Origin of the sequence: Paractinoplanes ovalisporus (assembly GCF_016834655.1) — a bacterium.
Taxonomy (GTDB): domain Bacteria; phylum Actinomycetota; class Actinomycetes; order Mycobacteriales; family Micromonosporaceae; genus Actinoplanes; species Actinoplanes ovalisporus.
Window position 1 is genome coordinate 346,763 of sequence record NZ_JAENHP010000006.1, and the last position, 24,587, is coordinate 371,349.

Consider the following 24,587-nt stretch of genomic DNA (forward strand, 5'->3'; position numbering starts at 1 on the left):
CTTGTCCTCCTAGCTCTGGCCGCCGTGCTCCTCCCCGCCTCCGCCGCCCCCGCGGTGAGCCCCACGGCACGCTCGACCGCGCCCACCTTCAACGGCAGCGTCTACGCGATCACCCACCGCGGCGCGACGACGTACGTCGGAGGGACGTTCACGACCGCCACCGCGGGCGGACGCACCTATGCGCGGGAGCGGCTGGCCGCCTTCGACTCGCGCACCGGCAAGCTGCTCGACTGGGCGCCGAGCGCCGACGGCGTGGTCCGGGCCCTGGCCGCCACCGAGGACGCGGTCTACGCGGCCGGTGATTTCCGCGCCGTCAGCGGCGAGCCCCGCGATTCCCTGGCCCGGCTCCACCCGACCAACGGCGCCGTGCGTTCCTTCCGCCACACCCTTTCCGGTACGCCCTACGCGCTCGCCACCGGCAACGGCCGGCTCTACCTGGCCGGCAGCTTCACCCAGGTCACCGGGGAGAAACGGGCCAACCTGGCCGCGTTCTCGCTGACCACCGGCAAACTCGACCCGGCGTGGCGGCCGGCCGCCGACGACACGGTGCACGCGCTCGCGGTCACCGGCCCCCGGGTCTATCTGGGCGGCGGCTTCCACCTCGTCGGCGCGGTCAAGGGCACGTTGCGGCTGGCCTCGGTCAACGGTGTGAGCGGTGCGGTCGACCCGGCGTTCCGGCCCCGGGTGCCGGCCGAGGTGCGGTCGATCTCGCTCGACCCGACCGGTGTGCAGGTGGCCACGGCGGGGGTGGGCGGCCGCGCGATCTCGTACAGCTACACCGGCGCTCCGCGCTGGCAGCGGGTGTTCGACGGGGACGCCTCGACGATCGCCTCGGCCGGTGGCATCACCTATGTCGGCGGGCACTTCGACAACGCCTGCCTGACCGAGCGCAACGGCGTCAAGGGCGGCTGTGTGGACGGTTCGCGTCCGCGCTTCAAGCTGGTCGCGGTGACGGCGAAGGGGCAGCTCACCTCGTGGGCGCCGAAGGCCAACGGCGTGATCGGCGTACGGGTGCTCAGCGTCAACCACGTGGCCGGCACGATCGAGGCCGGCGGTGACTTCACGACGATCGACGGCCGGGATCGTCGCCGGTTTGCAGCCTTCTGACCGCGGCCACGCGCTGGCTGATCCACCAGTAGCGTGCCGGCGCCAGACGGGCCAGCAGGTCGCCGCCCTTGGCCACCCCGCCGATGACCAGACGGGACCGGCGGTCGTGCACGGCGGCCACGATCTGCTTGGCTGCCTCCTCGGCCGGCATGGTCAGCGCCCGCTCGGCGAAGCGCCGCGCCTGCTCGGCCTGGGCGCCGCCGGGGTCGCCCGCGCTGAGCCGCGCGTTGGCCGCGATGCCGGTGCGGATGCCGCCCGGGTGCACCACGGTCACGCCGACGCCCTGCGGCTCCAGCTCGTGGCGCAGCGCGTCGGAGAAGCCCCGGACGGCGAACTTGCTGGTCGCGTAGGCCACCTGACCGGCCGGCGCGATCAGCCCGAACAGGCTCGACACGTTCACCACGTGTGACCCCGGCCGGGCCAGCAGCTGGGGCAGGAACGCCTTGGTCAGCCGCACCACGGCCAGCAGGTTGATCTCGAGCAGCCACTCGAAGTCGGTCAGCGAGTTCTGCTCGAAGCTGCCCATCAGCGTGACGCCGGCGTTGTTGACCAGCAGGTCGACCCCGCCGTGACGCGCCGCGACCTCGGCCGCGAGGTCGAGCCGGTCGCCGCCGTCGCTCAGATCGATCTCGTACGTCGTCACGTCCCGCGCGCCGAGTTCACCGGCCAGCCGGGCCACCTCGGCCAGGCCGTCCGCGTTCCGGTCGACGAGCACCAGCACCGCCCGCCGCCGGGCCAGCTCGAGGGCGAGGGCCGCGCCGATGCCGCCCGCGGCCCCGGTGATCAGGCACGTGCGTCCGGCGAAGGCGAACCGATCACTCATCGGTCCATTATCGGCCTCTGATCCCTAGACTGCGGCTCATGACCGCGCCCCGCTCCGTTGCCCCGACCGTCGAGTCGCAGGCCGTGCTGGCTCCGCTCACCGACGCCGCGATCTTCCTGGTGGCGACCGTCCGTCCCGGCGGCGAGCAGGTCGTGCGTGACCTTCTCGAAGACATGGGCGGGTTGCAGCGCACCGTCGGCTTCCGGCTGCCCGCCGCCCAGCTCTCCTGCGTCACCGGCATCGGATCCGACCTGTGGGACCGCCTGTTCGCCGGCCCCCGCCCGGCCGAGCTGCACCGGTTCCGCTCGTGGAAGGGCCCCCGGCACACCGCGCCGTCCACCCCCGGCGACCTGCTCTTCCACATCCGGGCCGGGCAGATGGACGTGTGCTTCGAACTGGCCGGCAAGATCGCGGGACGGCTGGCCGGGGCCGGCGAGATCGTCGACGAGACGCACGGCTTCAAATACTTCGACGAGCGCGACCTGCTCGGCTTCGTCGACGGCACCGAGAACCCGACCGGCGCCAAGGCCCGGGCCGCGGTGGTGATCGGCGACGAGGACGAGGCGTTCGCCGGCGGCACCTACGTGCTGGTGCAGAAATACGTGCACGACCTGGCGGCCTGGAACGCGCTCAAGGTCGAGGACCAGGAAGCCGCGATCGGCCGCACCAAGCTCGACAACGTCGAGATCCCGGACGAGCAGAAGGCGCCGAACTCGCACCTGGCCCTCAACGTGGTCGAGGACGCGGACGGCAACGAGCTGAAGATCCTGCGCGACAACATGCCGTTCGGCTCGGTCAAGGAGGGCGAGTACGGCACGTACTACATCGCCTACGCCGCCACGCCCGACATTCCCGAGCTGATGCTGCGCCGGATGTTCCTGGGCGAGCCGTACGGCACGTACGACCGCATCCTCGACTTCTCGACCGCCCTGACCGGTTCGTTGTTCTTCGTCCCGACCGCCGATTTCCTCGAAGACCTGCCCGAGGCCCCCGCTAGTTGAGGGCCGCGGCCAGGTCGGCCAGCGTCTCCAGCCGCAGGTCGCCGTCGAGCCCGCGCAGCGCCGCGGTGTGCGCGCCCGCGGCCCGGCCGGCCTGCAGGCCCACCTCGGCGTCCTCGACCACCAGGCAGTCGGCCGGGTCGACGCCGAGCAGCTCGGCCGCGCGGCGGTAGCCCTCCGGGTCGGGCTTGCCGGCCGCGATGTCGTCGGTCGTCACCAGCACCGGCGCCACGATCCCGGCCGCGTTGAGCCGGGCCTTGGCCAGCCGCGTGTCGGCGCTGGTCACCACGGCCCAGCCGATGCCCCGGGTGGTGAGCAGCAGGAGCAGTTCGTGCGCGCCGGGAGTGGCGTGCACGTCGGAGAGGTCGTCGTACTGCAGTTCCAGCTGCCGGGCCGACGCCACGACCATGGCCGCCTCGTCGAGGTGCGGCAGGAGCTTGCGGACGGTGGCGATGCTCGGGCTGCCGTGCGCCATCTCGTACGCCTCCCGGCCGTCGACCCCGTACTCGGACGCCCAGGCCAGCCACGACCGCTCGACCGCCCCGTCGGAGTCGACAAGCGTGCCGTCCATGTCGAAGAGGACCGCCCGCACGGCGGTCACGTCGAACGGGCCAGGCTTGATCTCGGGCACCGGAACCTCCTGCTCGTGGAGTTGATCTCACCCCGAACATACTGATGCGGCGCCCGCCGAGGCAGGCGCCGCAGAGCGGTCAGTGGGTCAGCGCTGGGCCGGGCGCCGCCGGGGCGTGGCCGGGGCCTGCGTCTCCACCACGGTTGTGGTCTTGCGCGGAGCGCGTGCCCGCGGGGTGGCGGCCGATGCGGCGGCCTTGCGAGCGGTCGACCGGGCGGCGGTGGCGCGGGCCGTGACCGGCTCGACCGGCTGCTCGGTCTCGACCGCCGGCGCGGTCTCGGCCGGAGGCTCGGGCTCGATCGGCGGCGGAGGCACGACGGCCGGCAGCGCCGGGCTCACCGGGGTGGACGCCGCGGCGCGGTCCTTCTCCTTCTCGCGCCGCACGAGGTCGTGCAGCACGCTCTTGCCGTACTTCTCCTCGAGCGTGGCCGCCTTGCTCTGCGCCTTCTCGGCCCGGGAAACGGCCTTCTTGTGCGCCTTCTCCAGGCGGTCCTTGTCGCGGGCCTGGGTCTTGAGCGACCGCTTGAGCCGCTTCGCCTCGGCCTCGGCGTTCCGCAGGGCCTGCGTCTGCCGGCGGGTCATGTCGGCGTTGGTTCGCAGCCGGTTCTCCAGCTCGGTGACGGTCGTCTTCGTCTTCGCGGCTGCTTCGTGCGCGGCCGTGGACTGCTCCCTACGGCGGTCGAGCTGCTTGGTGCTCACGACTTTCTCCTTCCGTCTCATCTTTTGCCTACCCGTGCGACGGCGGGGCAATCTCTTCGGACGCCGTGTCCTCGATCGCCGGCTTCTTCGCCCGCCGGCGCCGGATATGGCGTACGTGCAAGGTCACGTAGGTGGCCACGGCGAGCACCACGGCCGCGATGGCCAGCCATTTGTACTTGTGGGCGTGTTCGATGATCTCGACGAGGTGGGTGCCGAGCAGATAGGCGACGGTCGTCCAGAGGCCCACCCAGAGGGCGGCGCCGATCGCGTTGTAGATCAGGAACGTGCGCCACGGCATCGCCGTGATGCCGGCGATCACCCCGTTGAGCTGGCGCAGCCCGTCGATGAAGCGGGCGACCAGCACGACCCGGCCGCCCCGGCGGGCGAAGAACCCCTCGGCCCGGGCCAGCCGCTCGGGGGTCAGGAACACGTATTTTCCCCAGCGCAGCGCGAGCTTGCGGCCACCGCGCACGCCGATCCAGTAGCCGATGTTGTCGCCGAGCACGGCCGCGACGAACGCGATGGCGGCGACGGCGAAGATGTTCAGCCGGCCGGCGCCCGCGTAGATCGCCGCGGCGACCATGATCGTCTGACCGGGTGCCGGGACCCCGAAGCTTTCGACCCCGATGACGCCGGCGACGGCGAAGTAACCCCATCGGTCGAGGATCGGGGCGACTCCGTGCAGGAATCCGGGCAGGTCGGCTTGTGGAGGCATCGGCTCAACCGTAGCCGGGACGCGCCCGGCGAAACCTGGGGAGTCACTACTGCGGCTGGTCCTTTGTGCGGTGAAGCAGCCAGTTGACCCCGTCGGTGTGAATCAGCGCGTACCGGTGTGAGCCGTCCCGGCCGTGCAGGGTGAAGACGATCCGCTTGTCGTTGCGGTCCTCTTGCTCCCACCAGCCGATGTCGGCGATCGACTTGTCCGGATCGGTGTAGGTGAGGTGGTCGAGGCCGTGGTCGGGCACGGCGACGGCCAGCCGGTTCTTGGCCGGGTCGGTCGGCAGGCCGCGCGGGACGGCCCACGAGCGCAGCACGCCCTCCTCCTCGAGCCGCAGGTCGAAATGCGGCCGGGGTTTGCGGTGGTCATGCAGCACGAACGCGGGCTCCACCCTCGAACTGTATGCGGGTTCGGACGTCGGCGAGGGGCAGAGTCGGCAGGGTCCGCCGCAGGCGTGCGATGCCCCGCAGGTCCTCCCGGGCCGTGGCGACGATGTCGACCTTGCTGTTCGGGTCGTCCACCCAGTCGACCGGCACCTCGTGTGTCCGCAGCCCGGCCCGCTCGGCCAGCACCAGCAGCTCCGTGTCGAAGAACCAGTTCGTGTCCTGCACCATCGGCAGCACCGCCCGCGCGGCCCCGGCCCGGATCGCCTTGAAACCGCACTGGGCGTCGGTGAACTTCGCCCCCAGGGTCGCGCGCAGCAGCAGGTTGTAGCTGCGCGAGATGAACTCCCGCTTGGGCCCGCGCACCACCCGGGAGCCGCGCCGCAGCCGCGACCCGATCGCCACGTCGGAGTGCCCCGAGATCAGCGGCGCCACCAGCGGCAGCAGCGCCGCCAGGTCGGTCGACAGGTCGACGTCCATGTACGCCAGCACCGGCGCGTCCGAATTCAGCCACGTGTACTTGAGGGCACGTCCCCGGCCCTTTTGGGCGAGATAGACCGCGGTCACCTCGGGCAGTTCGACGGCGAGCCGCCCGGCGATCAGGGGAGTGTCGTCGGTGCTGGCGTTGTCGGCGATCGTGATGCGGAACGGGAACGGCGAGACCGCGCGCAGGTAGTCGCGCAGGCGGCGCACGCTGTTCTCCACGTCGGCGGCTTCGTTGTAGACCGGGATGACGATGTCGACCACTGGCTTCATGCGGTCAACGATCGTCGCGGCGACTTTCTTCAGGGTGTGGCAAAACTGTGTGACCTCTGTGAAAGTACCTCCATGCGCCCGAGATCAGCCCTCGCGCTCAGCGCCCTGGCCGTCGGCACGTTCGCGCTCGGGATGACCGAATTCGTCATCACCGGCCTGCTCCCCGAGATCGCCGCCGAGTTCACCGTGTCGATCCCCACGGCGGGCCTCCTGATCTCCGCGTACGCCCTGAGCGTCGTGATCGGCGGCCCGCTGCTCACCGCCCTGGTCGCCCGGCGGTCGCGCAAGCCGGTGCTGATCGCCCTGCTCGGTTTCTTCGTCGCCGGCAACCTGATGTCGGCCGTCGCCACCGGCTTCGGGCTGATGATGGCGGGACGGATCGTGGCCGCGCTCTGCCACGGCTCGTTCATCGGCATCGCCACCATCGTCGCCGCCGCCCTCGTGCGCCCGGAACGCCGCAGCAGCGCGATCGCGGCCATGCTCAGCGGCATCACGCTCGCCAGCGTGGCCGGGGTGCCGCTGGGGACGCTGCTCGGCCAGCAGTTGGGGTGGCGGGCCACGTTCTGGGCGATGGCCCTGCTCGGCCTGGCCGCCGCGCTGGCCACGGCCGCCTTCGTCCCGCCGATGCGCGCGGCGGCGGGCGCATCGGCCCAGTGGGACGCGTTCCGCAATCCCGCCGTCTGGCTCGCGCTGGGCATGACCGCGCTCGCCTTCGGAGCCGTCTACGCCCCCTTCACCTATGTCGCGCCCCTGATGACCGAGGTGGCCGGGTTCGGCTCGGGCGCGATGCCGTGGCTGCTCGTCCTCTTCGGGCTCGGCCTGGTGCTCGGCAACGTGATCGGGGCCCGCGCCGCCGACCACCGTCTGATGGGGACGATCGTCACGGCGTCGGTGGCGATGCTGATCGTGCTGGTCCTGTTCACCTGGACCTCGCACTCGCGGGTTCCGGCCGCCGTCACGCTGTTCGCGCTGGGCGTGGTCGCGTACGCCACCGTGCCCGGCCTCACCACCCGTGTGATCACCGCCGCCGACGGTGACGGGCAGAACCTCATCGTGTCCTCGGCCGCGGTCTCGGCGTTCAACCTCGGGAACGCGGCCGGCGCGTACTTCGGTGGCCGGGCCATCGCCGCCGGGTGGGGATTCGACTCAACGCCCCTGGTGGGAGCCGCGATGGAGGTCGGCGCGCTGGTCCTCGCCGCGCTTCTGGTGGTGACCACCCGGACGAGGCAGACCAGCCGTTCGGTGGAGGTGGGGTAGGGAGGCGGCTGCTTTGCTCGGTGGTCGTTTCGAGAGCGTCGCCGAGAAAGGTAGTCATGGGGGTTCTGGCACCCGCGCGTCGTCACCGCCGCACTCTGGCGATCGCCGCGCTGATCGGCGCCGTGGTCGTGAGCCTGTCGGCGTTCGCGCTGCAACGCGCCGACGCGGCCACCTATTCGACGGTCCAGCCGGGCTCCTTCACCGGGTACGCGTTCGACGCCTGCACCGCCCCGACGAGCGCCTCGATGAAGGCGTGGAAGGCCAGTTCGCCGTACAAGGCGATCGGCATCTACATCGGCGGCGTGAACCGGGGCTGCGCCCAGCCGCAGCTCACCGCGGCCTGGGTGAAGGAGCAGGTGCAGGCCGGCTGGAAGCTGCTGCCGCTCTATGTGGGACTGCAGGCCACCTGCACCACGATCGGCGGGGGCCGCAAGCTGATCGACAACGCGACCGCCGACACGCAGGGCCGCGCCGCCGCCTCCGACGCGATCGCGCAGGCGGCGGCCCTCGGTCTGGCGCGCGAGAGCATCATCATCTACGACATGGAGTCGTACCGGACGGACGACGCCGTCTGCCGTAAGGGTGTGCTCGCGTTCATGAACGGCTGGACCGCCCGGCTGCACGACAACGGCTACTTCTCCGGCTTCTACTCCAGCGTCGCGTCCGGCGTGTCCGACCAGGTCGTCGCCTACACCACGCCCGGCTACACCCGGCCCGACTATGTGGACTTCGCCCGCTGGGACCAGAAGGTCACGGTGGCCGACCCGCTCATCCCCGGCACGGTCTGGCCCGGCAAGCGGCGCATGAAGCAGTACCGGGGCGGCCACAAGGAGACGTACGGCGGCGTCACGATCAACATCGACAACGACTACGTCGACTTCGCGCCGCTGCCGAAGACGAAGGCGGCCGACTTCACCGCGAACGGCTGGTCGGACGTGCTGGGCCGCTCGTCGACCGGCTACCTGTCGGCGTTCCCCGGCAACGGCTCGCTGGTCGACACCAACCAGCGGCGCACGCTCGGCAGCGGCTTCGGCGCGATGAAGGAGATCGTCCGTATCGGCGACCTCAACCGAGACGGCCGGGAAGACGTGATCGCCCGTCAGACCAACGGCGACCTGTGGTTCTACCCCGGCACGGGCACCGGTTTCGGCGCCCGCAAGAAGATCGGCGCGGGGTGGCAGGTGCTCCGTGAGATCACCGCGATCGGCGACCTCACCGGTGACGGCTACCCCGATCTGCTCGCCATCTCCAAGGGCCACAACCTTTACCTGTACGCGGGTCAGCCCGGCAGCAAACTGAGCGGCGCCAAGCTGGTCGGCGGTGGGTGGTCGGACAAGTCCGAACTGGCCGGCGCGGGTGACTTCAACCGCGACGGCTTCCCCGATCTCGCCGCGCGCGTCGCCTCGGACGGCAAGCTCTATCTGTGGACCGGCAAGAAGGGCGGCTTCACCGGCAAGCGGCTGGCCCTGGGCGCCTCGGGCACCGACCTGCGTGACCTGATCGGCGTCGGTGACTTCGACCGTGACGGCTTCCCTGACCTGGCCGCCGTGCAGAAGTCGACCGGCAACCTGGTGCTGCTGAACGGCGCCGGCAGCAGCGTGCGGGCCCCGTTCCGCCTGGCCGCGGGTTACGGCGGCATCGCCCCGCTCGCCTAGGCACGCGCTGGAAACACTTGTGGCCGGCCCGAACCGGGCCGGCCACAAAACTCTGGGGTGCTGATTTACAGGGTGTCGGCCGCGAGCTGGCCGCGCAGCTTGGTCAGCGCCTTGGTGAGCAGCCGCGAGACGTGCATCTGGGAGATGCCGATCTGGTCGGCGATCTGCGACTGGGTCAGGTTGCCGTAGAAGCGCAGCGTCAGGATCTTCTGCTCGCGCTCGTCCAGCGTGGCCAGGGCGGGGCCGAGGGCCACGCGGGTCTCGGCCAGCTCGTACTCGTAGTCCTCGCCGCCGAGCGTGTCGCCGAGCTCGGTCGTGCCGTCGGCGCTGATCGGGGTGGACAGCGAGGTGGCGTTGTAGGCGCGGGCGCCCTCCAGGCCCTCCAGCACGTCTTCCTCGCTGACACCCAGGTGGGTGGCGACGTCGGCGACGGTCGGGGAGCGGCCCAGCGAGTGGGTCAGGGTTGCGTTGGCCTCGGTGATCGCCAGCCGGAGTTCCTGCAGGCGGCGGGGCACGCGCACCGACCACGTGCGGTCGCGGAAGTGGCGCTTGATCTCACCGATGATGGTGGGGATCGCGTAGCCGGCGAAGTCGACGCCGCGCTCGGGGTCGAACTTGTCGACCGCCTTGATCAGGCCGACCGTGGCGGTCTGCACGAGGTCGTCGGTGGGCTCGCCGCGGCCGGAGTAGCGGTGGGCGAGGTGGCGGGCGAGGGGCAGCCAGGCCTCGATCGCCCGGTCGCGCAGTGAGGCGCGCGACGGGTGACCGGCGGGCATCGCGGCCATCGCGTTCAGCAATTCGGCGGCGCTGTCGACGGGCGCGTTGGCCCCGGCCGGAAGCGTCTCAGTCTGCGTCTTGCTGCTGGTCTCGGTGACGGTCATGTCGGTTGGTCCTCCCTGGCACCTGTCCGGAGAGCCGGTCCTGATCTAGCTGGACCCGGTCGGTCGGGTGTCCCTATCTGCAGGCTGACGGCGATCGATGGGATCACCGTCAACCGCGCACGCTTGGCCGTTCGGTTATGACCAACCTAGCCGACAAGGCCAGGAAAGACTAGCCGAAAGTATGAGTTACTTTGCGTGATAGCAAATATACGTAGAGGATCTTGTTCGCCGAGTGGCGTCCGTCGATCCCTCGCACACCAGGGATTAATCCGTACAGCTGACCTAGTGGCCTGTCCGGGCCAGTGTCAAACGTTGTTGAGCGGGAAAAGATGAGGGACATGACCAGGCTGAGCTCCACGGCACCCCATCCCGACGCCGTCGAGCTGCGTGCGTGGCGGCTCGACAGCTTCGGTGAGCTGCGCAAGTTGCGGGCGGCATTGCGGGAGGCGATCGAGAGGCAGACGGCCGAGACCGACGACCTCTTCGACAAGATGGCCGTGGTCGCGACCGAGCTGGCGACCAATGCGCTGCGGCACGGCCTGCCGCCGACCGAGGTGCGGTTGCTGCGCGAGGATGACCACCTCATCCTCGACGTCGCCGATCACGATCTGGGCACGCTCCCAGAGGTCGACGCGGATCGCCCGCTGGGTGCCGGAGGCCTCGGACTGCAGCTCACGCAGACCTTCGCGATCGATGTCGGCTGGTATCAGACCGAGAAGACCAAGCATGTCTGGGCGAGCTTCCCGGGCTGAATCCCTCCGGGCCTGATAGAAATGCGCCCGTGGCGGACTCCTATCAGATCGGCCGGGCCGCGGCGATCCTGCGGCCCCGCGGCGAACTGGACATCAACGCGCGCGACGACCTGCGTGCGGCCATCCTCGAGGCGCTCGACGGGCCGGCCGGCGTCACGGTTGATCTCACGGATGTCACCTTCATCGACTCCGAGGCGCTCGGTGCGCTGATCGACGGCTACAACGCCGCGGTCACCCTCGAGGCCGGGTTCCGGGTAGTCGGCGCTCAGGCCGGGGTCGCGCGTGTGCTCACCGTCTCAGGCGCGCAGGCGCTCTTCGACAGTGCGCGGGAGCCGTCCGGCTCGTAACCTGCGGCGGTGCAACTGATCACCGCGGCCGTGCTGCTGGTCGCCGTGCTGGCGTTCGCCGTCATCCGGCCGCGGGGTCTGCCCGAGGCGGTGGCGGCCGTGCCCGCGGCCGGCCTCGCGATCGCCTTCGGCCTGGTGTCCCCGGGCGACGCCGGGGCCGAGTTCCGCGAGCTCGGGCCGACCGTCGGCTTCCTCGCCGCGGTGCTGGTGCTCGCGCATCTGGCGGCCGAGCACGGCGTTTTCTCGTACGCGGGAAGGGTCGCGGCCCGCATCGGCGGCGGTGACCCGAAGCGGCTGCTGGCGGCGGTCTTCGTCGCGGCCTCGCTCACCACGGCGCTCCTCAGCCTGGACGCGACCGTCGTGCTGCTGACCCCGGTTGTGCTGGCCACGGCGGTCCGCGTGGGCGCCCGTGCCCGCCCGCACTCGTTCGCCTCGGCCCACCTGGCCAACTCGGCGTCGCTGCTGCTGCCCGTCTCGAACCTGACCAACCTGCTCGCGTTCGCCGCCAGCGGCCTGACCTTCCTCGGCTTCACTGCCCTGATGACGCTGCCCTGGCTCGCGGTGATCGTCGCCGAATACCTCGTGTTCCGGCTCTACTTCCGCGGCGACCTGCGGGTGCGGGAGGAGCCCAGGCCCGACGGCGGCAACGGCCCGGCACCCCGGTACGCGCTGATCGTGCTGGCCGTGACGCTGGCCGGTTTCGCCGTCGCTCAGCCTTTCGGCGTGCACCCGGCCTGGGTCGCCGTGGCCGGCGCGCTCTTCCTGGCCGTGCCCCACCGGGTGCCGCCGGCCACCCTGATCCGCGAGGCCAACCTGCCGTTCTGCGCGTTCGTGCTGGCCCTCGGGGTGGTGGTGCTGGCGGTGCAGCAGCACGGCCTGGAGAGGTTGCTCGGCGCGATCGTTCCCGACCACGCCGACCTGCTCGGCCTGCTGGCCGTCGCGTTCCTGGCCGCCGCCCTGGCCAATCTGCTCAACAACCTGCCGGCCACGCTGGCGCTGCTGCCCGTGGTCGAGGCGAAGCCGGGACTGCTGCTGGCCATGCTGATCGGGGTGAACGTCGGTCCGAACCTGACCTATGTGGGTTCGCTGGCGACCCTGCTCTGGCGGCAGATCCTGCACACCCACGACGCGGCGCCCGACCCGCGGGACTTCCTCAAGCTCGGGGTGCTGACCGTGCCCGTGGCGCTACTCGTCGGCGTGGTGGCGCTGTGGCTGGGCCTCAAGGTCATGGGCTAGAAAAAAGCTCATGGGCTAGAAGACAGGAGCGCACCCTCGTCGCCGCGCCGGTATCGGTCCGGGGAACGGCCGAGGTGATCCGGTGGGGGATTCGGCGACGGGGTGCGTCCGACGTAGTCAGTCTTGTCGATACCTTTGTTACAGGCAAGTAAAACAGGTTACGGAACTTAGTTGGCCGGCGGAGCGCCGCTGGGCGGGGTCCCGCCCTGGCCCGGGCCGCCACCGCCGGGGGCGCCGCTGGGCGGGGTGCCGCCCTGGCCAGGGCCACCGCCGCCGGGCGCCGAGCCTGCGCTCGGGGTGGTCGTGGTGTCCACCTTGACGGTCAGGGTGACCGCGAACCCGCTGGAGACGTCGCCCGAGACGGCACCCGTCTGCAGGGCCGCCTCGTCGTCGCCGAACACGTTGTCCGAGGCCAGGGTGATCTGGCTCAGGTTGCTCACCGACGACGAGTAACCGGTGGTGGCGTACACCTTGTCGCAGACGTCCTTGGGCAGCGCGACCTGCGAGGTGGCGATGGCCTTGGTCGAGTCGGTGATGTCGGCCTGGCCCGGGTAGACCTCGAAGTGGATGTGCGGCCACCGGCCGGTGTAGCAGGCGGGGAAGATGCTGGTGAACTTGACCTTGCCGGAGGCGTCGGCGATCTGGACGCCGCGCAGGTAGTTCTGGTCGGTGACGCCCTCGGTGTAGAGCGAGTAGCGGCCCTCGCGGTCGCAGTGCCACACATAGACGGCGACATCCTTGAACGCCGCGTCGTTGTTCGCCATGTCCAGGATCGTCAGCTCGAGGGTCATCGGGACGCCCTGAGCGGTGCCGCTGGCCGTGCCGAAGCTGGACCGGATGTCGCTGCGGACCACGCCGCTCTGCTCCAGCACGTCGGGCCCGTTCGACCCGTCGCCCGGATAGGGACCGGCCGTCTCGTCCGGGATCTCGCCGGTGGAGGTCGACGAGGACGCCGCCGTGGACGACGAGGAGGACGAGGTCGTGTCGTTGTTGCTGCTGCAGGCGGCCAGCCCGAGCACCGCGGCGCCCAGGCCCACCCCGCGCAGCACGTGCCGCCGGCTGGCCAGCGTGGCCAGGTCGAACCCGAGCCCCTGGTCGACGACCTCCTCGTCGGGCCGGGGGAGCCGTCGTCCCTCATAAGCCGGTCTGGGGTCCTGTGCCATCGGTTCGCTCCTCATCGTGTTGCCGCACGCTTGAAAGTCACCGTAAGTCCGGTTCTTGTGGATTTGCTTTGAGTTCGCTGTCCCTCACCCCTGCATGACAGGCCTGTTACAGGGGAAGTTCTCCTACCGGTATAGGAGAGATAATTCTGTCGGACTGTTGACGGAAAAATAGAGGCGCGCCTACGGTGGCGACGTGTCCGGTTCTCAAGGCGTACATGCGCTGGTCAGGCGTGCTCACGAGGAGCGCGTGCTGGCGATTCTGCGCGAGCGCGGCGGGCTCAGCCGGGCCCAGATCGCGGCCCGATCGGGCCTTTCACGCACGACTCTTTCCGAAATAACTGGCGACCTTCTCGCACGCGGCGCGATCGTGGTCGTCAATACCGATGCCCGCGACCGGGCCGGCAGCGGCCGCCCGGCCGAACTGCTCGCGCTCGATCCTCGGTCCGGCCAGTTCCTCGGGGTCGACCTCGGGCACACCCGGGTCCGGGTCGCGGTCGCCGACGCCGCCCACGAGGTCATCGCGAGCGCTGTGGAGGAATATCCACCGGGCAGTTCGTGGCCGCTGCGGCTGGCGGCCGGCGTCGACCTCATCGACCGGGTCGCCCGCGAGCAGGGCATCATCCTCTCCGCGCTGCAGGGCATCGGGGTCGGTGTCGCCGGTCCCTATCCGGCCGGCGGCTCCCGGGCCGACGTGCTGGCCGCCTTCTCGGCCCGCTTCGCGGCGCCGGTGATCGTCGACAACAACACCCGGTTCGCCGCGCTCGCCGAGGCCAGCGGCGAGGCCGAGGCGGCCGACGTCCTCTATGTGCGCCTAGCCGACGGCATCGGCGGCGGCCTGGTCGTCGGCGGCCGGCTGGTCTCCGGTGCGGGCGGCGCGGCCGGCGAGTTCGGCCACGTCAAGGTCGACCCGGCCGGTGGGGCCTGCCGCTGCGGCAAGCGCGGCTGCCTCGAGACGGTCGCGGCGGTGCGCCCCGCGCTGGCCGCCGCCGGCGTGCGCGACCTGGGTGAACTGGCGCTCCGGCGGGAGGAGCCGCGGGTCCGCGCGGCGATGGACCGGGTCGCCGACGCGCTCGGCCGCGTGCTCGCCGACGCCGCCCTGATTCTCAATCCTGAACTGATCGTGATCGGCGGTCCGCTGCCGTTCGCCGTGCCCGGCATCGTGACCCGGGCCGGGGCCGTCATCGCGGCCGAGATGATCCCGCTCGGGGCCGGCCCGCTGATCCGGGCCGCCCGGCTCGGTGACGACGACGGCGCCCGCGGCGCCATCACCGCTTGTTTCCTGCAGTCCCCACTGCTCGCCGACTATCCCGCCCCCCGAACCCCTGGGAGCTTGTCATGACCGTCGTCCAGGTGGACACCGAGGTGACCACCGGCAGCCCGCCGCCCCCGGAGCGCCGTCGTCGCGGCGTACCGAAGTCTTTGTGGAACGCCCTGTCGGTGGTGCTCGGAGTCGGGGTGTGGTGGGGCTTCTCGCTCACCGGTTTCGACATCCCGGCGCCGCCCGAGGTGCTGAAGCGCGGAGGCGAGCTGATCGCCGACGGCACCCTGGCCGACGACGTGCTGGCCAGCCTCGGCCGGGTGCTCGCCGGGTTCGTGCTCGGCGTCGCGCTCGCCATCCCGGTCGGCTTCCTCATGGGCTGGTACGGCGTGGCGCGCGGCCTGCTCGAGCCCTGGGTGCAGTTCTTCCGCACGATCCCGCCGCTCGCGATCATCCCGCTGGCGGTGGTGCTGATGGGCATCGGCGAGACCCCGAAGATCTTCGTCATCTTCCTGGCCTCGTTCCTGGCCTGCGTCATCGCCACCTTCCAGGGCGTCGTCAACGTCGACAAGACGCTGATCAACGCGGCCCGGGTGCTGGGCGCCAAGGACGGCACGATCTTCGCCCGCGTCGTGGTGCCGGCCTCCACGCCGTTCATCCTCGTCGGCATGCGGGTCGGCCTCGGCTCGTCCTGGGCCACGCTGGTCGCGGCCGAGCTGATCGCCGCGCAGCAGGGCCTGGGCTACCGCATGCAGAGCGCGCAGCTCTACTACGACCTCCCGACGATCTTCGTGGGCCTGATCAGCATCGGCGTGCTCGGCCTGCTGATGGACCGCGTGCTGCTCCTCGCCGAGCGCCGTCTGACGAACTGGCAGGAGCGCCGATGATCACCATTCAGAACGTCCGGAAGACCTTCCCGATCAAGGGCGGCGAGTTCGTCGCGCTGGGCGGCGTCGACCTCGACATCGCCGACAACGAGTTCGTCACCGTCGTCGGGCCCTCGGGCTGCGGCAAGACCACGGTCATGAACATCCTGGCCGGGCTCGAGACGCCGACCAGCGGTCAGGCCCTCGTACGGGAGAAGGAGATCACCGGTCCCGGGCCCGACCGCGGCGTGATCTTCCAGCAGTACGCCCTCTTCCCGTGGCTCACCGTCCGCAAGAACGTCGAGTTCGGACTGCGGACGGCCGGCGTGGGCCGCGACGAGCGGCGCGAACGGGCCCAGCACTTCATCGACCTGGTCGGCCTGCACGACTTCGCCGACGCGCTGCCCCGCACGCTCTCCGGCGGCATGAAACAGCGCTGCGCCATCGCCCGTGCCTACGCCGTCAACCCGTCGATCCTGCTGATGGACGAGCCCTTCGGCGCGGTCGACGCCCTCACCCGCGTACGTCTTCAGGAACAGCTGCTCCAGACCTGGAGCCAGGAGAAACGCACCGTCGTCTTCATCACCCACGACGTCGACGAGGCGGTCTTCCTCGCCAACCGGGTGGTCGTCATGGCGGCCCGGCCCGGCCGGATCGTCGAGATCGTCGACGTCGACCTGCCCTACCCCCGTACCGAAGAACTGCGGCTCAGTCCCGCCTTCACGGCGCTGCGCAATCGCGTGTGGAGCGCCGTCTATCACCAGGAGCCAATTGCATGAAACGTCTTCTCGCCGCCCTCGCGGCGGCCTCTCTTCTCACCGTGGCCGCGTGCGGATCATCCGATGACAACGAATCGTCCGGTGGCACCACGAAGGTCAACTTCGGGTACATCGCCGACTTCAACGGCGCCAGCCTGCTGGCCGTCGCCGACGACCAGAAGCTGTGGGAGAAACACGGCATCGAGGTCAGCACCAAGGTCTTCACCAACGGCCCGCTGCAGATCACCGCGATCAACGCCGGCGACCTCGACTTCGGCTACATCGGCCCGGGCGCGGTCTGGCTGCCCGCCTCCGGCAAGGCCAAGATCGTCGCGCTGAACTCGCTCGGCAACGCCGACCGGGTGATCGCGCAGCCCGGCATCACCGACCTCGCCCAGCTCAAGGGCAAGAAGGTCGGCGTCCCCGAGGGCACCTCGGGCGACATGATCCTGACCCTGGCGCTGGAGAAGGCCGGCCTGTCCGCGACCGACATCCAGCGCGTCCCGATGGACCCGGCCACGATCGTCTCGGCGTTCGCGTCGGGCCAGATCGACGCCGCCGGCATCTGGTACCCGCTGCTCAACAACATCAAGCAGAAGAAGCCGGACCTGGTCGAACTGGCCAAGAACGAGGACTTCGCCGACAGCGTCTCCTTCCCGACCGCGTTCGTGGCCGGCAACGAGGCCGTGAGCGGCAAGGCCGACACCGTCACCAAGGTCGTGCAGGTGCTGCGCGAGGCCATGGACTTCCGCGCGGCCAACCACGACAAGGCCGTCGAGCTCACCGCGGGCCTGCTCAAGCAGCCGGCCGACGCGGTCAAGGCGGACGCCGCCAACAGCAAGATGCTCGACTCCAAGACACTGGACGGCTACACGGCCGACGGCACGGTCGACAAGTGGCTGAAGGGCATGGGCGACTACTTCGTCGGCGCCAAGAAGCTTCCCGACAACCCGGACCCTTCGACCTACTACCTCGGTTCCGTCTTCACTGGAGCAGCATCGAAGTGAACTTCCTCTTCCTCATGACCGACCAGCACCGGGTCGACACGCTCGGGGCGTACGGCAACACCCAGGTCCGTACGCCCCACCTGGACCGCCTGGCGGCGACCGGGACCCGATTCGACCGGTGGTACACCCCGACCGCCATCTGCACACCGGCCCGGGCCAGCCTGCTCACCGGGCAGGCGCCGTTCCGGCACAAGGTGCTGGCCAACCACGAACGCAACGTCGGCTACCAGGAGGACCTGCCGGACGGCACGTTCACCTTCCCGGTCGCGCTGCGCGAGCAGGGTTACAACGTGGGCCTGATCGGCAAGTGGCACGCCGGCACGATCAAGGCCCCGGCCGACTACGGGTTCGACGGCCCCCACCTCACGGGCTGGCACAACCCGGTCGATCATGAGGACTACCGGGCGTATCTCAAGGAGAACGACCTTCCCCCGTACGAGATCACCGACCGGATCCGCGGGACGCTGCCCAACGGCGGCCCCGGGAATCTGCTCGCCGCCCGCCTGCAACAGCCGATCGAGGCGACCTTCGAGTACTACATGGCGACCCGGACGATCGAGATGCTGCGTCGCTACGCGGCTGATCCTTCGAAGCCCTTCTACCTGGCCACGCACTTCTTCGGGCCGCACCTGCCGTACATCGTCCCCGACGAGTACTTCGACATGATCGATCCGGAGACGGTCGAGCTGCCGAAGTCGATCGCCGAGACGTTCGAGGGCAAGCCGCCGGTGCAGCGCAACTACAGCGCCCACTGGACGTTCGACACCATGCCGATCGAGGTCACGCGCAAGCTGATCGCGGTCTACTGGGGTTACGTGATGATGATCGACGAGCAGGTCGGGCGGATCCTCGACGAGGTCGACCGGCTCGGCCTGACCGACGAGACCACGGTGTTCTTCACGTGTGACCACGGGGAGTTCACCGGGGCCCACCGGCTGCACGACAAGGGGCCGGCCATGTACGAGGACATCTATCGCACGCCGGGCATCGTCCGGATCCCGGGAGCGCCGCCGCAGGTCCGGGACGAGTTCGTCTCGCTGCTGGACTGCACGGCGACGATCCTCGACCTGGCCGGCGTCTCGGCGGAGGCCGCGGTCGACTCCCGTAGCCTCGTCCCGCTCGTGCGGGGTGAGCGGCCCGAATGGCAGCGGGACATCGTGGCCGAGTTCCACGGCCACCACTTCCCCTATCCGCAGCGCATGCTCCGCGAAGACCGCTACAAACTGGTCGTCAACCCGGACTCGACCAACGAGCTCTACGACCTTCTCCGCGACCCCGACGAACTTCTCAACATCTATCACCACCCGGAGATGGCCGAGGTGCGCGGGCGGATGATGCGGCGGCTCTACACCCTGCTGGTCGAGCGGGACGACCGGTTCTACCACTGGATGACCTCGATGTACGACGTCGGCACGGTGGACCACGACCCGACCCTGAGCGGGCTCGACGAGGCGTCGTACCGATGAGCGGGCGCCGGCCGAACATCGTCATGATCCTCACGGACGACCATGCCGCCCACGCGATCTCGGCGTACGGGTCCCGGGTCAACACGACGCCCCGGATCGACGAGATCGCCCAGCTCGGCCGGCGCTTCGACAACTGCTTCGCCACCAACTCGCTGTGCTCGCCGTCGCGGGCCAGCATCCTGACCGGCACCTACAGCCACGTCAACGGCGTGACGACCCTGGTCACGCCGATCGACGCGGCCCAGCCGAGCTTCGTCAGCGCGCTGCGCTCGTCGGGCTACCGCACCGCGATGGTCGGCAAGTGGCACATGGGCGACGGCCCCGGGCACGACCCGCAGCATTTCGACTACTGGGATGTGCTGATCGGCCAGGGTGACTACGTGGACACGGTCTTCCTGGATAAATCGGGCAAGCGGGTGGTCGAGGGCTATGCCACCGACGTCATCACCGACCTGGCCCTCAACTGGATCTCGTCGCTGCCGGCGGACGATCCGTACTGCGTGCTGATCTATCACAAGGCGCCGCACCGGCCGTGGGTTCCGCCGCCTTCCTTCGCCGGCCGTTACGTCGATCCGATCCCCCTGCCGCCCACGTTCGACGACGACTACGCGACCCGTACGTCGTCGGCCCGTCGAGCGGCCATGCGGATCGCCGAACACCTCACGCTCGAAGACCTGAAGGTTCCGCCGCCGGACGGCTTGTCGTACGAGGAGGAGGCGCTCTGGAAGTACCAGCGGTTCATGGAGGACTACCTGCGCTGCGTGGACTCGGTCGACGACAACGTGGGCCGGGTGACCGACTTCCTGCGTACGCGGGGAGATTTTGACGACACCCTGCTGATCTACGCCTCCGACCAGGGCTTCTTCCTCGGCGACCACGGGTGGTTCGACAAGCGCTTCATGTACGAGGAATCGCTGCGCATGCCGCTCGTCCTGTCGTACCCGGCCCGGGTCGCCCCCGGCGTGGTCGGCGAGATGGTCACCAACGTGGACTGGGCGCAGACGCTGCTCGAAGCGGCCGGGGTGCCCGCCCACCCGCGCATGCAGGGCCGCAGCTTCTGGCCGCTGCTGACCGACGGATCATACGAGCCGGCCGAGGGCGTCTACTACCGCTACTGGGAGCACGACGACGTGTTCCACAAGGCGCCGGCGCACTACGGCTACCGGACATCGCGCTACAAGCTGATCTACTTCTACAACGACGGCATGGGCCTGCCCGGCTGCGGCTGGGGGACCTACCCGCCCGAGTGGGAGCTCTACGACCTCCTCGTCGACCCGGCCGAGGTGCGCAACGTGTACGACGATCCGGCGTACGCGGGAATCCGGGAGGAACTGACCGTGGCGATGTGGAACGAGCAGGCCCGCCTCGGGGACAAGCCACACCCGAGCCAGCCCCGGCCGGTGACGTCATGAGCGCCTGCTGCAGCCCGTCGGCCTCTTCGCGCGGCCCGTCCGGCGTCGTCGCTCCCACCCGCCGGGGTCGGCATCCGGTGCCGCAGGCGTCCGTGCCCGGGCAGACGTTCGCGATGGGTGACGCCTCCGGTGACGGCGCCCGCCCCGACGGCGAAGAGCCGGTCCATCCCGTACGGGTATCGCCGTTCCAGATCGACGCCACCACCGTGACCGTGGCCGACTTCCGGGCGTTCGTGTCGGACAGCGGATACCGCACCGAGGCCGAGGCGTTCGGCTGGTCGGCCGTGTTCCATTCGGTTGTTTCTTCTTCGGACGCGGACCACGTGGTCGGCAGCATGGCCGGGACGCCGTGGTGGCTGGGCGTCTCCGGAGCCGACTGGGCCCACCCCGGCGGCCCGTCCACGACGGCTCTCGATGACCACCCGGTGGTGCATGTCAGCTGGAACGACGCACAGGCCTACTGCACGTGGGCCGGCCGGCGGCTGCCCACCGAGGCGGAATGGGAATGCGCGGCCCGGGGCGGCCGGGAGTCACTCCGCTACCCCTGGGGTGACGACCTGCCGCCGGAGTGGGCCTGCAACATCTGGCAGGGCACGTTCCCGACCGAGAACACGGCCGACGACGGTTGGGTGACCACGGCGCCGGCCCGCTCGTACGCACCCAACGAATACGGTCTCTACCAGCCGATCGGCAACGTGTGGGAGTGGTGTGCCGACTGGTTCTCACCCCGGTACTACGCGATGTCCCCTGTGGATGATCCGCAGGGCCCTTCGCTGGGCGCCGCACGCGTGATCCGCGGTGGCTCCTACCTGTGCCACGACTCGTACTGCAATCGCTACCGCAATGCGGCCCGCTCGTCGAACACTCCCGATTCCTCGACCGGCAATACGGGCTTTCGTACGGTCGCCCTCTGATCCCGCTACTCCCGTCGATCGTCCCTGTTCGCCCCTTCATGATCTGTCCCTGTTTTGCCGGCCAAGGATCGACCTGATTTGCCCGTTCGCAACGTGCTCGTCCTCGACCGCCGTCAACGTGTCCAGCCCATGATCACCCGCAACGTGTCCAGCCCATGATCACCCGCAACGTGTCCGGCCCATGATCACCTCCAACTTGCCCGGCCCACCCGACCAGGGGGCCTCCACCCTAAAGAGGTGCGGGGTCGATGGCCGAGTTATCCACACTGGCGACTTATCCACAGGGGCGCCCCCAAGCCCCGCCCGTCGCCGCTAGCGTTCCGACCCGATTCCCCTCGTCCCCGGGAGCCACGGATGGCCCGCACCCGCACCACCACACTCTGGCTGTTTGTCTTGATCATCGCCGCCTTCGCCGTCGCGCCGAGCCCGGCCGGAGCCGCCCAGCCCGCCGCCGCTACCTACACCAACCCGGTCAGCGCCGGCACCGTCGACACCTTCCCCGACCCGGCGGTCATCAAGGGCAAGGACGGCAAGTGGTGGGCCTACGGCACCACCAACCCGATCTTCAACAGTCGCGGCGAGACCGGCGAACACATCCTGCCGACGCTCAGCTCGACCGACCTCGTGCACTGGACGTACGCGGGTGACGTCTTCCCGCTCACCGCCAAACCGAGCTGGTGGCCGGCCGGCACCCGGCCGTGGGCGCCCGACATCCGGTACTACAACAACGCCTACCGGCTGACCTACTCGCTGTCGGTCGGCGGCATCGGGCTCGCCACCAGCCCGGGGCCGAACGGGCCGTGGACCGACCGCGGCCAGATCCTGCCCGCGGCCAGCGGCTGCCCGACCGGCGCGATCGACCAGGCGATGTTCACCGACACCGACGGGTCCTACTACCTCTACTGGGGCAGCTACGACACGATCTGCGTGGCGCGGATGAACGCCGAGGGCACCGCGATCTCGGGCGCGGTCACCCAGATCGGCCACGGGCGGCGCATGGAGGGCGGCTTCGTCGTCCACCGCGGCGGCTACTACTATTTGTTCTATTCGGACGGTGGCTGCTGCGACGGCGCGTTCAGCGGTTACACCGTCAAGGTCGGCCGGGCCACCTCGCCCCTCGGGCCGTTCACCACGCCCACCGGGGTGCGGCTCACCGACCTGACCAGCAAGGACGGCAACGTGCTGGCGGCCACCGGCAACGGCTGGGTCGGGCCGGGACACAACTCGCTGGTCACCGACCTGGCCGGGCAGGACTGGCTGGTCTACCACGCCATCCCGCAGAACGACCCCGACTTCCCGCCGGTCACGGGGGCCAACGGCGCGACGCTCAACCTCACCAAACGGCCCCTGATGATCGACCGGCTCGATTGGATCAACGGCTGGCCCACCGTACGGGCGGGGGCCGGCCCGTCGCGAACCGCCGAGACCGCGCCCGTCACGTCGTGGACCGTGGGCAGCACCTTCGACTTGGGGGCGGCCGGGTTCACGGGTGGCTTCACGTGGTCGGGCGGCCTGCTCACGGCCACCGGCGCGGCGACCTCGCTCAGCGCGGGCTCGGTGAGTGGCAACGTGCGGGTCGAGGGTGACGTGCGGGGAACGGCGGCCGGCATCTCGTACGGGCCGGTCACCGCCTGGCTCGACAGCGCGTCGAAGCGGCTGGTCGTGGACGGCGCGGTGTCGGGTTCGCAGGCGCTGCCGGCCACCTTCAACTACCAGTCGTGGCACACGATCGTGCTGACCCGGCGCGGGAACTCGCTGGTGGTCACGGTCTCGGCCGACCGGCTGCTGCAAGACGTGGCGACGGTGTCGGTCACACTGCCGGCCTCGTTCACGGGTGGGCGGTTGGGAGCGGTTTCCCGTACGGGACCAGCCGATGTGGACAACCTCGGTGCCGCGCCGCTCTACACGCCGGTCACGCAGCTGGTCGCCGATCCGCGGGTGGGGGCGTTGCTCCCGGCGTACTCGGACGAGTTCAACGGCACCGCCCCGAACGCGGGCTGGAGCTGGGTCCGGCCCGACGCCACGGCCACGGTCAGCGGCGGTTCCCTCGTGCGGCCCACGCAGGCCGGCGATCTCGCGCTGGGGTCGAACAGCGCCGGTGTGCTGCTGCGCGACGCGCCGGCCGGGCCGTTCGTCGTCGAGACCAAGCTGCAGTTCGACGGCGTACGGGGGAATCAGCAGGCCGGGCTCGTCCTCTATGACCATGACGACCGGTTCGTGAAGCTCGCCCACTCGGTGCTGCCGCTCAACGGGATCGCGAACACGTTCCTGCAGCAGACCGAGTTCACGAAGGAGGACCGCCGCGTCTCGAACAACGCGGTCACGTCGGGTCCGTCGTTCGGCGGTCCGGCCCCGGCGACCATGTGGCTGCGCGTGCTCTACCGCGACGGCGTGGCCCGCATGGCCTCCAGCCGCGACGGCGTGACCTGGGAGTGGGGCGCCGCGTGGACGATGCCGCGGCCGCTGCGGATCGGTGTGGTCGCGATGGGCGGCACGGGCGCGACGGGGCGGTTCGACTACGTCCGCACGTACGCGGTGGGCTGACCGGCCCGGGCGCCGGGGCGGGGAGCCCGAGGCGCCCGGGCGTTGGGGGAGCCTGGTGGGGGCCGCTTGGGGGCGGCCCTCACCAAGGCTCAGAGCACCGCTGCGGTCAATTTCCGTACGGCGGCAGTGATCTCGGGAGTGACGTGGGCCCGCAGCGAATCGTCGGGCTCGCCGGTGGGGCCGAAGATCGTGCCGGGGCCGGCCTCGGCGGTGGCGGCCCGGATCACCGCCGCGGCGGCCTCGGTGACCGGTCGCTTCACGCCCTCCTGGATCGAGCTCCACATCGGACGCATCGCCGGGGGGAGCATGCGCTCGGCCATCGCGGCCGCGTTCGGCGTGGCGGCCGGGCCAGGGTCGGCCAGCACCAGCGTGATCCCGCGCCGGTGCAGATCGCCGGCCACGTCCAGCGACCATGCGAGGTTCGCCAGCTTGGCCCGGCCGGTGACGGCCAGACCGTAGTACTCGCCGGGCAGGTCGACCTCGGCGAAGACCGGTGTCGCGGCCATCATCGCCGACGACGTCACCTGTACGATCCGGCTCGGGTCGGCCATCGGGACGGTGGTGGTCAGCATGTACGGCGTGAGGTGGTTCAGGGCGAAGCTGCCCTCGATCCCGTCGGTGGTCTCCCAGCGGTCGACCCACATGCCGCCCGCGTTGTTGACCAGCAGGTCGAGCGGGCCGTCGGCCGCCAGTCGCCCGGCCAGTCGCCGTACCTCGGCGAGGGACGAAAGATCGGCCGCCACGAACCGGGCCCCCAGCCGCTCGGCGGCCTCCTGACCGCGGGCCGGGTCGCGGGCCACCAGCGTGACCGCGTAGCCGGCGCCGGCCAGACCGCGGGCGATCTCGTAACCCAGACCGGCCGTTCCAGCGGTGACTACCGCCTTCTTGCTCATGTGATTTCTCCCCTTTGATGGTGATGTGCCGGCCGGGCAGACTTGAGTCTGGTGCGGGGCGTC

At 70.3% G+C, this 24,587-nt stretch carries 23 protein-coding genes and 1 pseudogene; 15 read left to right on the top strand and 9 right to left on the bottom strand.

Going from position 1 to position 24,587, the window contains the following annotated elements:
* Positions 1–24: 24 nt before the first annotated feature.
* The gene (locus JIG36_RS21660) at positions 25–1,107 is read left to right on the top strand and encodes a hypothetical protein (protein ID WP_307872839.1); all 1,083 of its coding nucleotides are present in this window, start codon (positions 25–27) and stop codon (positions 1,105–1,107) included.
* Here the strand turns inward: JIG36_RS21660 and JIG36_RS21665 are convergent.
* Positions 1,061–1,930, bottom strand: a complete 870-nt coding sequence (locus JIG36_RS21665) for an SDR family NAD(P)-dependent oxidoreductase (RefSeq protein ID WP_203378156.1) — start codon at positions 1,928–1,930, stop codon at positions 1,061–1,063. The genes JIG36_RS21660 and JIG36_RS21665 overlap by 47 nt on opposite strands.
* A gap of 38 nt (positions 1,931–1,968) precedes the next feature.
* On the opposite strand from JIG36_RS21665, the gene JIG36_RS21670 reads away from it, so the two are divergent.
* The gene (locus JIG36_RS21670) at positions 1,969–2,931 is read left to right on the top strand and encodes a Dyp-type peroxidase (RefSeq protein WP_203378157.1); all 963 of its coding nucleotides are present in this window, start codon (positions 1,969–1,971) and stop codon (positions 2,929–2,931) included.
* Here the strand turns inward: JIG36_RS21670 and JIG36_RS21675 are convergent.
* The 5 genes and pseudogenes from JIG36_RS21675 to JIG36_RS21695 all read right to left on the bottom strand — a co-directional run.
* Positions 2,924–3,559 carry an HAD-IA family hydrolase gene (locus JIG36_RS21675; RefSeq protein ID WP_307872840.1) on the bottom strand — a complete coding sequence of 212 codons (636 nt, stop codon included), beginning with the start codon at positions 3,557–3,559 and terminating at the stop codon, positions 2,924–2,926. The genes JIG36_RS21670 and JIG36_RS21675 overlap by 8 nt on opposite strands.
* 87 nt (positions 3,560–3,646) lie before the next feature.
* Positions 3,647–4,258 carry a hypothetical protein gene (locus JIG36_RS21680; protein WP_203378158.1) on the bottom strand — a complete coding sequence of 204 codons (612 nt, stop codon included), beginning with the start codon at positions 4,256–4,258 and terminating at the stop codon, positions 3,647–3,649.
* Between the two features lie 28 nt (positions 4,259–4,286).
* On the bottom strand, positions 4,287–4,973 hold the full coding sequence (locus JIG36_RS21685) for a DedA family protein (RefSeq protein ID WP_203378159.1): 687 nt from the start codon (positions 4,971–4,973) through the stop codon (positions 4,287–4,289).
* Positions 4,974–5,019: 46 nt separating this feature from the next.
* The gene (locus JIG36_RS21690) at positions 5,020–5,367 is read right to left on the bottom strand and encodes a DNA polymerase ligase N-terminal domain-containing protein (protein ID WP_203378160.1); all 348 of its coding nucleotides are present in this window, start codon (positions 5,365–5,367) and stop codon (positions 5,020–5,022) included.
* 10 nt (positions 5,368–5,377) lie between these two features.
* Positions 5,378–6,115: pseudogene (locus JIG36_RS21695) on the bottom strand (dolichyl-phosphate beta-glucosyltransferase); the annotation flags it as partial.
* A gap of 72 nt (positions 6,116–6,187) precedes the next feature.
* Here JIG36_RS21695 and JIG36_RS21700 point away from each other — a divergent pair.
* Both JIG36_RS21700 and JIG36_RS21705 read left to right on the top strand, forming a co-directional pair.
* A complete protein-coding gene (locus tag JIG36_RS21700) occupies positions 6,188–7,372 on the top strand; it encodes an MFS transporter (protein ID WP_203378162.1) in 1,185 nt (394 codons plus the stop codon).
* Between the two features lie 56 nt (positions 7,373–7,428).
* Entirely contained in the window at positions 7,429–9,027 is a 1,599-nt protein-coding gene (locus JIG36_RS21705; protein WP_203378163.1) for a glycoside hydrolase domain-containing protein, read from the top strand.
* A 65-nt stretch (positions 9,028–9,092) separates the two neighbouring features.
* On the opposite strand, the gene JIG36_RS21710 is transcribed toward JIG36_RS21705, so the two are convergent.
* Positions 9,093–9,908: an RNA polymerase sigma factor SigF gene (locus JIG36_RS21710; protein WP_203378164.1), complete on the bottom strand. Its 816-nt coding sequence runs from the start codon at positions 9,906–9,908 to the stop codon at positions 9,093–9,095.
* 338 nt (positions 9,909–10,246) lie between these two features.
* On the opposite strand from JIG36_RS21710, the gene JIG36_RS21715 reads away from it, so the two are divergent.
* From JIG36_RS21715 to JIG36_RS21725, 3 genes are read left to right on the top strand one after another with little or no spacing between them, the layout of a single operon-like run.
* Positions 10,247–10,660, top strand: coding sequence for an ATP-binding protein (locus JIG36_RS21715; RefSeq protein WP_203378165.1), 414 nt, complete (start codon positions 10,247–10,249; stop codon positions 10,658–10,660).
* 29 nt (positions 10,661–10,689) lie between these two features.
* On the top strand, positions 10,690–11,007 hold the full coding sequence (locus tag JIG36_RS21720; RefSeq protein ID WP_203378166.1) for an STAS domain-containing protein: 318 nt from the start codon (positions 10,690–10,692) through the stop codon (positions 11,005–11,007).
* A gap of 9 nt (positions 11,008–11,016) precedes the next feature.
* Positions 11,017–12,243, top strand: a complete 1,227-nt coding sequence (locus JIG36_RS21725) for an SLC13 family permease (protein WP_203378167.1) — start codon at positions 11,017–11,019, stop codon at positions 12,241–12,243.
* Between the two features lie 167 nt (positions 12,244–12,410).
* Here the strand turns inward: JIG36_RS21725 and JIG36_RS21730 are convergent, their stop codons facing one another.
* A complete protein-coding gene (locus JIG36_RS21730) occupies positions 12,411–13,406 on the bottom strand; it encodes an intradiol ring-cleavage dioxygenase (RefSeq protein WP_203378168.1) in 996 nt (331 codons plus the stop codon).
* A gap of 193 nt (positions 13,407–13,599) precedes the next feature.
* Here JIG36_RS21730 and JIG36_RS21735 point away from each other — a divergent pair, with 193 nt between their 5' ends.
* The 8 genes from JIG36_RS21735 to JIG36_RS53305 all read left to right on the top strand — a co-directional run bounded on the left by JIG36_RS21735 (position 13,600) and on the right by JIG36_RS53305 (position 23,631).
* Positions 13,600–14,745 carry an ROK family transcriptional regulator gene (locus JIG36_RS21735; protein WP_203378169.1) on the top strand — a complete coding sequence of 382 codons (1,146 nt, stop codon included), beginning with the start codon at positions 13,600–13,602 and terminating at the stop codon, positions 14,743–14,745.
* Positions 14,742–15,551, top strand: a complete 810-nt coding sequence (locus JIG36_RS21740) for an ABC transporter permease (protein ID WP_203378170.1) — start codon at positions 14,742–14,744, stop codon at positions 15,549–15,551. Before JIG36_RS21735 ends, JIG36_RS21740 begins: the two co-directional genes overlap by 4 nt.
* Positions 15,548–16,309: an ABC transporter ATP-binding protein gene (locus JIG36_RS21745; protein WP_203378171.1), complete on the top strand. Its 762-nt coding sequence runs from the start codon at positions 15,548–15,550 to the stop codon at positions 16,307–16,309. The genes JIG36_RS21740 and JIG36_RS21745 overlap by 4 nt, the downstream gene beginning before the upstream one ends.
* Complete coding sequence (locus JIG36_RS21750; RefSeq protein ID WP_203378172.1) at positions 16,306–17,295, top strand: aliphatic sulfonate ABC transporter substrate-binding protein; 990 nt, start codon at positions 16,306–16,308, stop codon at positions 17,293–17,295. The genes JIG36_RS21745 and JIG36_RS21750 overlap by 4 nt, the downstream gene beginning before the upstream one ends.
* Positions 17,292–18,761, top strand: a complete 1,470-nt coding sequence (locus JIG36_RS21755; protein ID WP_203378173.1) for a sulfatase family protein — start codon at positions 17,292–17,294, stop codon at positions 18,759–18,761. Before JIG36_RS21750 ends, JIG36_RS21755 begins: the two co-directional genes overlap by 4 nt.
* Positions 18,758–20,173, top strand: a complete 1,416-nt coding sequence (locus JIG36_RS21760) for a sulfatase family protein (protein WP_203378174.1) — start codon at positions 18,758–18,760, stop codon at positions 20,171–20,173. Before JIG36_RS21755 ends, JIG36_RS21760 begins: the two co-directional genes overlap by 4 nt.
* A gap of 77 nt (positions 20,174–20,250) precedes the next feature.
* Positions 20,251–21,087: a formylglycine-generating enzyme family protein gene (locus JIG36_RS21765; RefSeq protein WP_307872841.1), complete on the top strand. Its 837-nt coding sequence runs from the start codon at positions 20,251–20,253 to the stop codon at positions 21,085–21,087.
* A 354-nt stretch (positions 21,088–21,441) separates the two neighbouring features.
* Complete coding sequence (locus tag JIG36_RS53305; RefSeq protein WP_203378176.1) at positions 21,442–23,631, top strand: glycoside hydrolase family 43 protein; 2,190 nt, start codon at positions 21,442–21,444, stop codon at positions 23,629–23,631.
* 89 nt (positions 23,632–23,720) lie between these two features.
* On the opposite strand, the gene JIG36_RS21775 is transcribed toward JIG36_RS53305, so the two are convergent.
* Positions 23,721–24,524 carry an SDR family NAD(P)-dependent oxidoreductase gene (locus JIG36_RS21775; protein ID WP_203378177.1) on the bottom strand — a complete coding sequence of 268 codons (804 nt, stop codon included), beginning with the start codon at positions 24,522–24,524 and terminating at the stop codon, positions 23,721–23,723.
* Positions 24,525–24,587 lie beyond the last annotated feature (63 nt).

Coding starts and splice junctions, on each gene's coding strand:
- JIG36_RS21665 (WP_203378156.1), bottom strand. CDS start 1,930: ATGAGTGATCGGTTCGCCTTCGCCGGACGCACGTGCCTGATCACCGGG.
- JIG36_RS21670 (WP_203378157.1), top strand. CDS start 1,969: ATGACCGCGCCCCGCTCCGTTGCCCCGACCGTCGAGTCGCAGGCCGTG.
- JIG36_RS21685 (WP_203378159.1), bottom strand. CDS start 4,973: ATGCCTCCACAAGCCGACCTGCCCGGATTCCTGCACGGAGTCGCCCCG.
- JIG36_RS21700 (WP_203378162.1), top strand. CDS start 6,188: ATGCGCCCGAGATCAGCCCTCGCGCTCAGCGCCCTGGCCGTCGGCACG.
- JIG36_RS21705 (WP_203378163.1), top strand. CDS start 7,429: ATGGGGGTTCTGGCACCCGCGCGTCGTCACCGCCGCACTCTGGCGATC.
- JIG36_RS21710 (WP_203378164.1), bottom strand. CDS start 9,908: ATGACCGTCACCGAGACCAGCAGCAAGACGCAGACTGAGACGCTTCCG.
- JIG36_RS21715 (WP_203378165.1), top strand. CDS start 10,247: ATGACCAGGCTGAGCTCCACGGCACCCCATCCCGACGCCGTCGAGCTG.
- JIG36_RS21730 (WP_203378168.1), bottom strand. CDS start 13,406: ATGGCACAGGACCCCAGACCGGCTTATGAGGGACGACGGCTCCCCCGG.
- JIG36_RS21740 (WP_203378170.1), top strand. CDS start 14,742: ATGACCGTCGTCCAGGTGGACACCGAGGTGACCACCGGCAGCCCGCCG.
- JIG36_RS21745 (WP_203378171.1), top strand. CDS start 15,548: ATGATCACCATTCAGAACGTCCGGAAGACCTTCCCGATCAAGGGCGGC.
- JIG36_RS21750 (WP_203378172.1), top strand. CDS start 16,306: ATGAAACGTCTTCTCGCCGCCCTCGCGGCGGCCTCTCTTCTCACCGTG.
- JIG36_RS21760 (WP_203378174.1), top strand. CDS start 18,758: ATGAGCGGGCGCCGGCCGAACATCGTCATGATCCTCACGGACGACCAT.
- JIG36_RS53305 (WP_203378176.1), top strand. CDS start 21,442: ATGGCCCGCACCCGCACCACCACACTCTGGCTGTTTGTCTTGATCATC.
- JIG36_RS21775 (WP_203378177.1), bottom strand. CDS start 24,524: ATGAGCAAGAAGGCGGTAGTCACCGCTGGAACGGCCGGTCTGGGTTAC.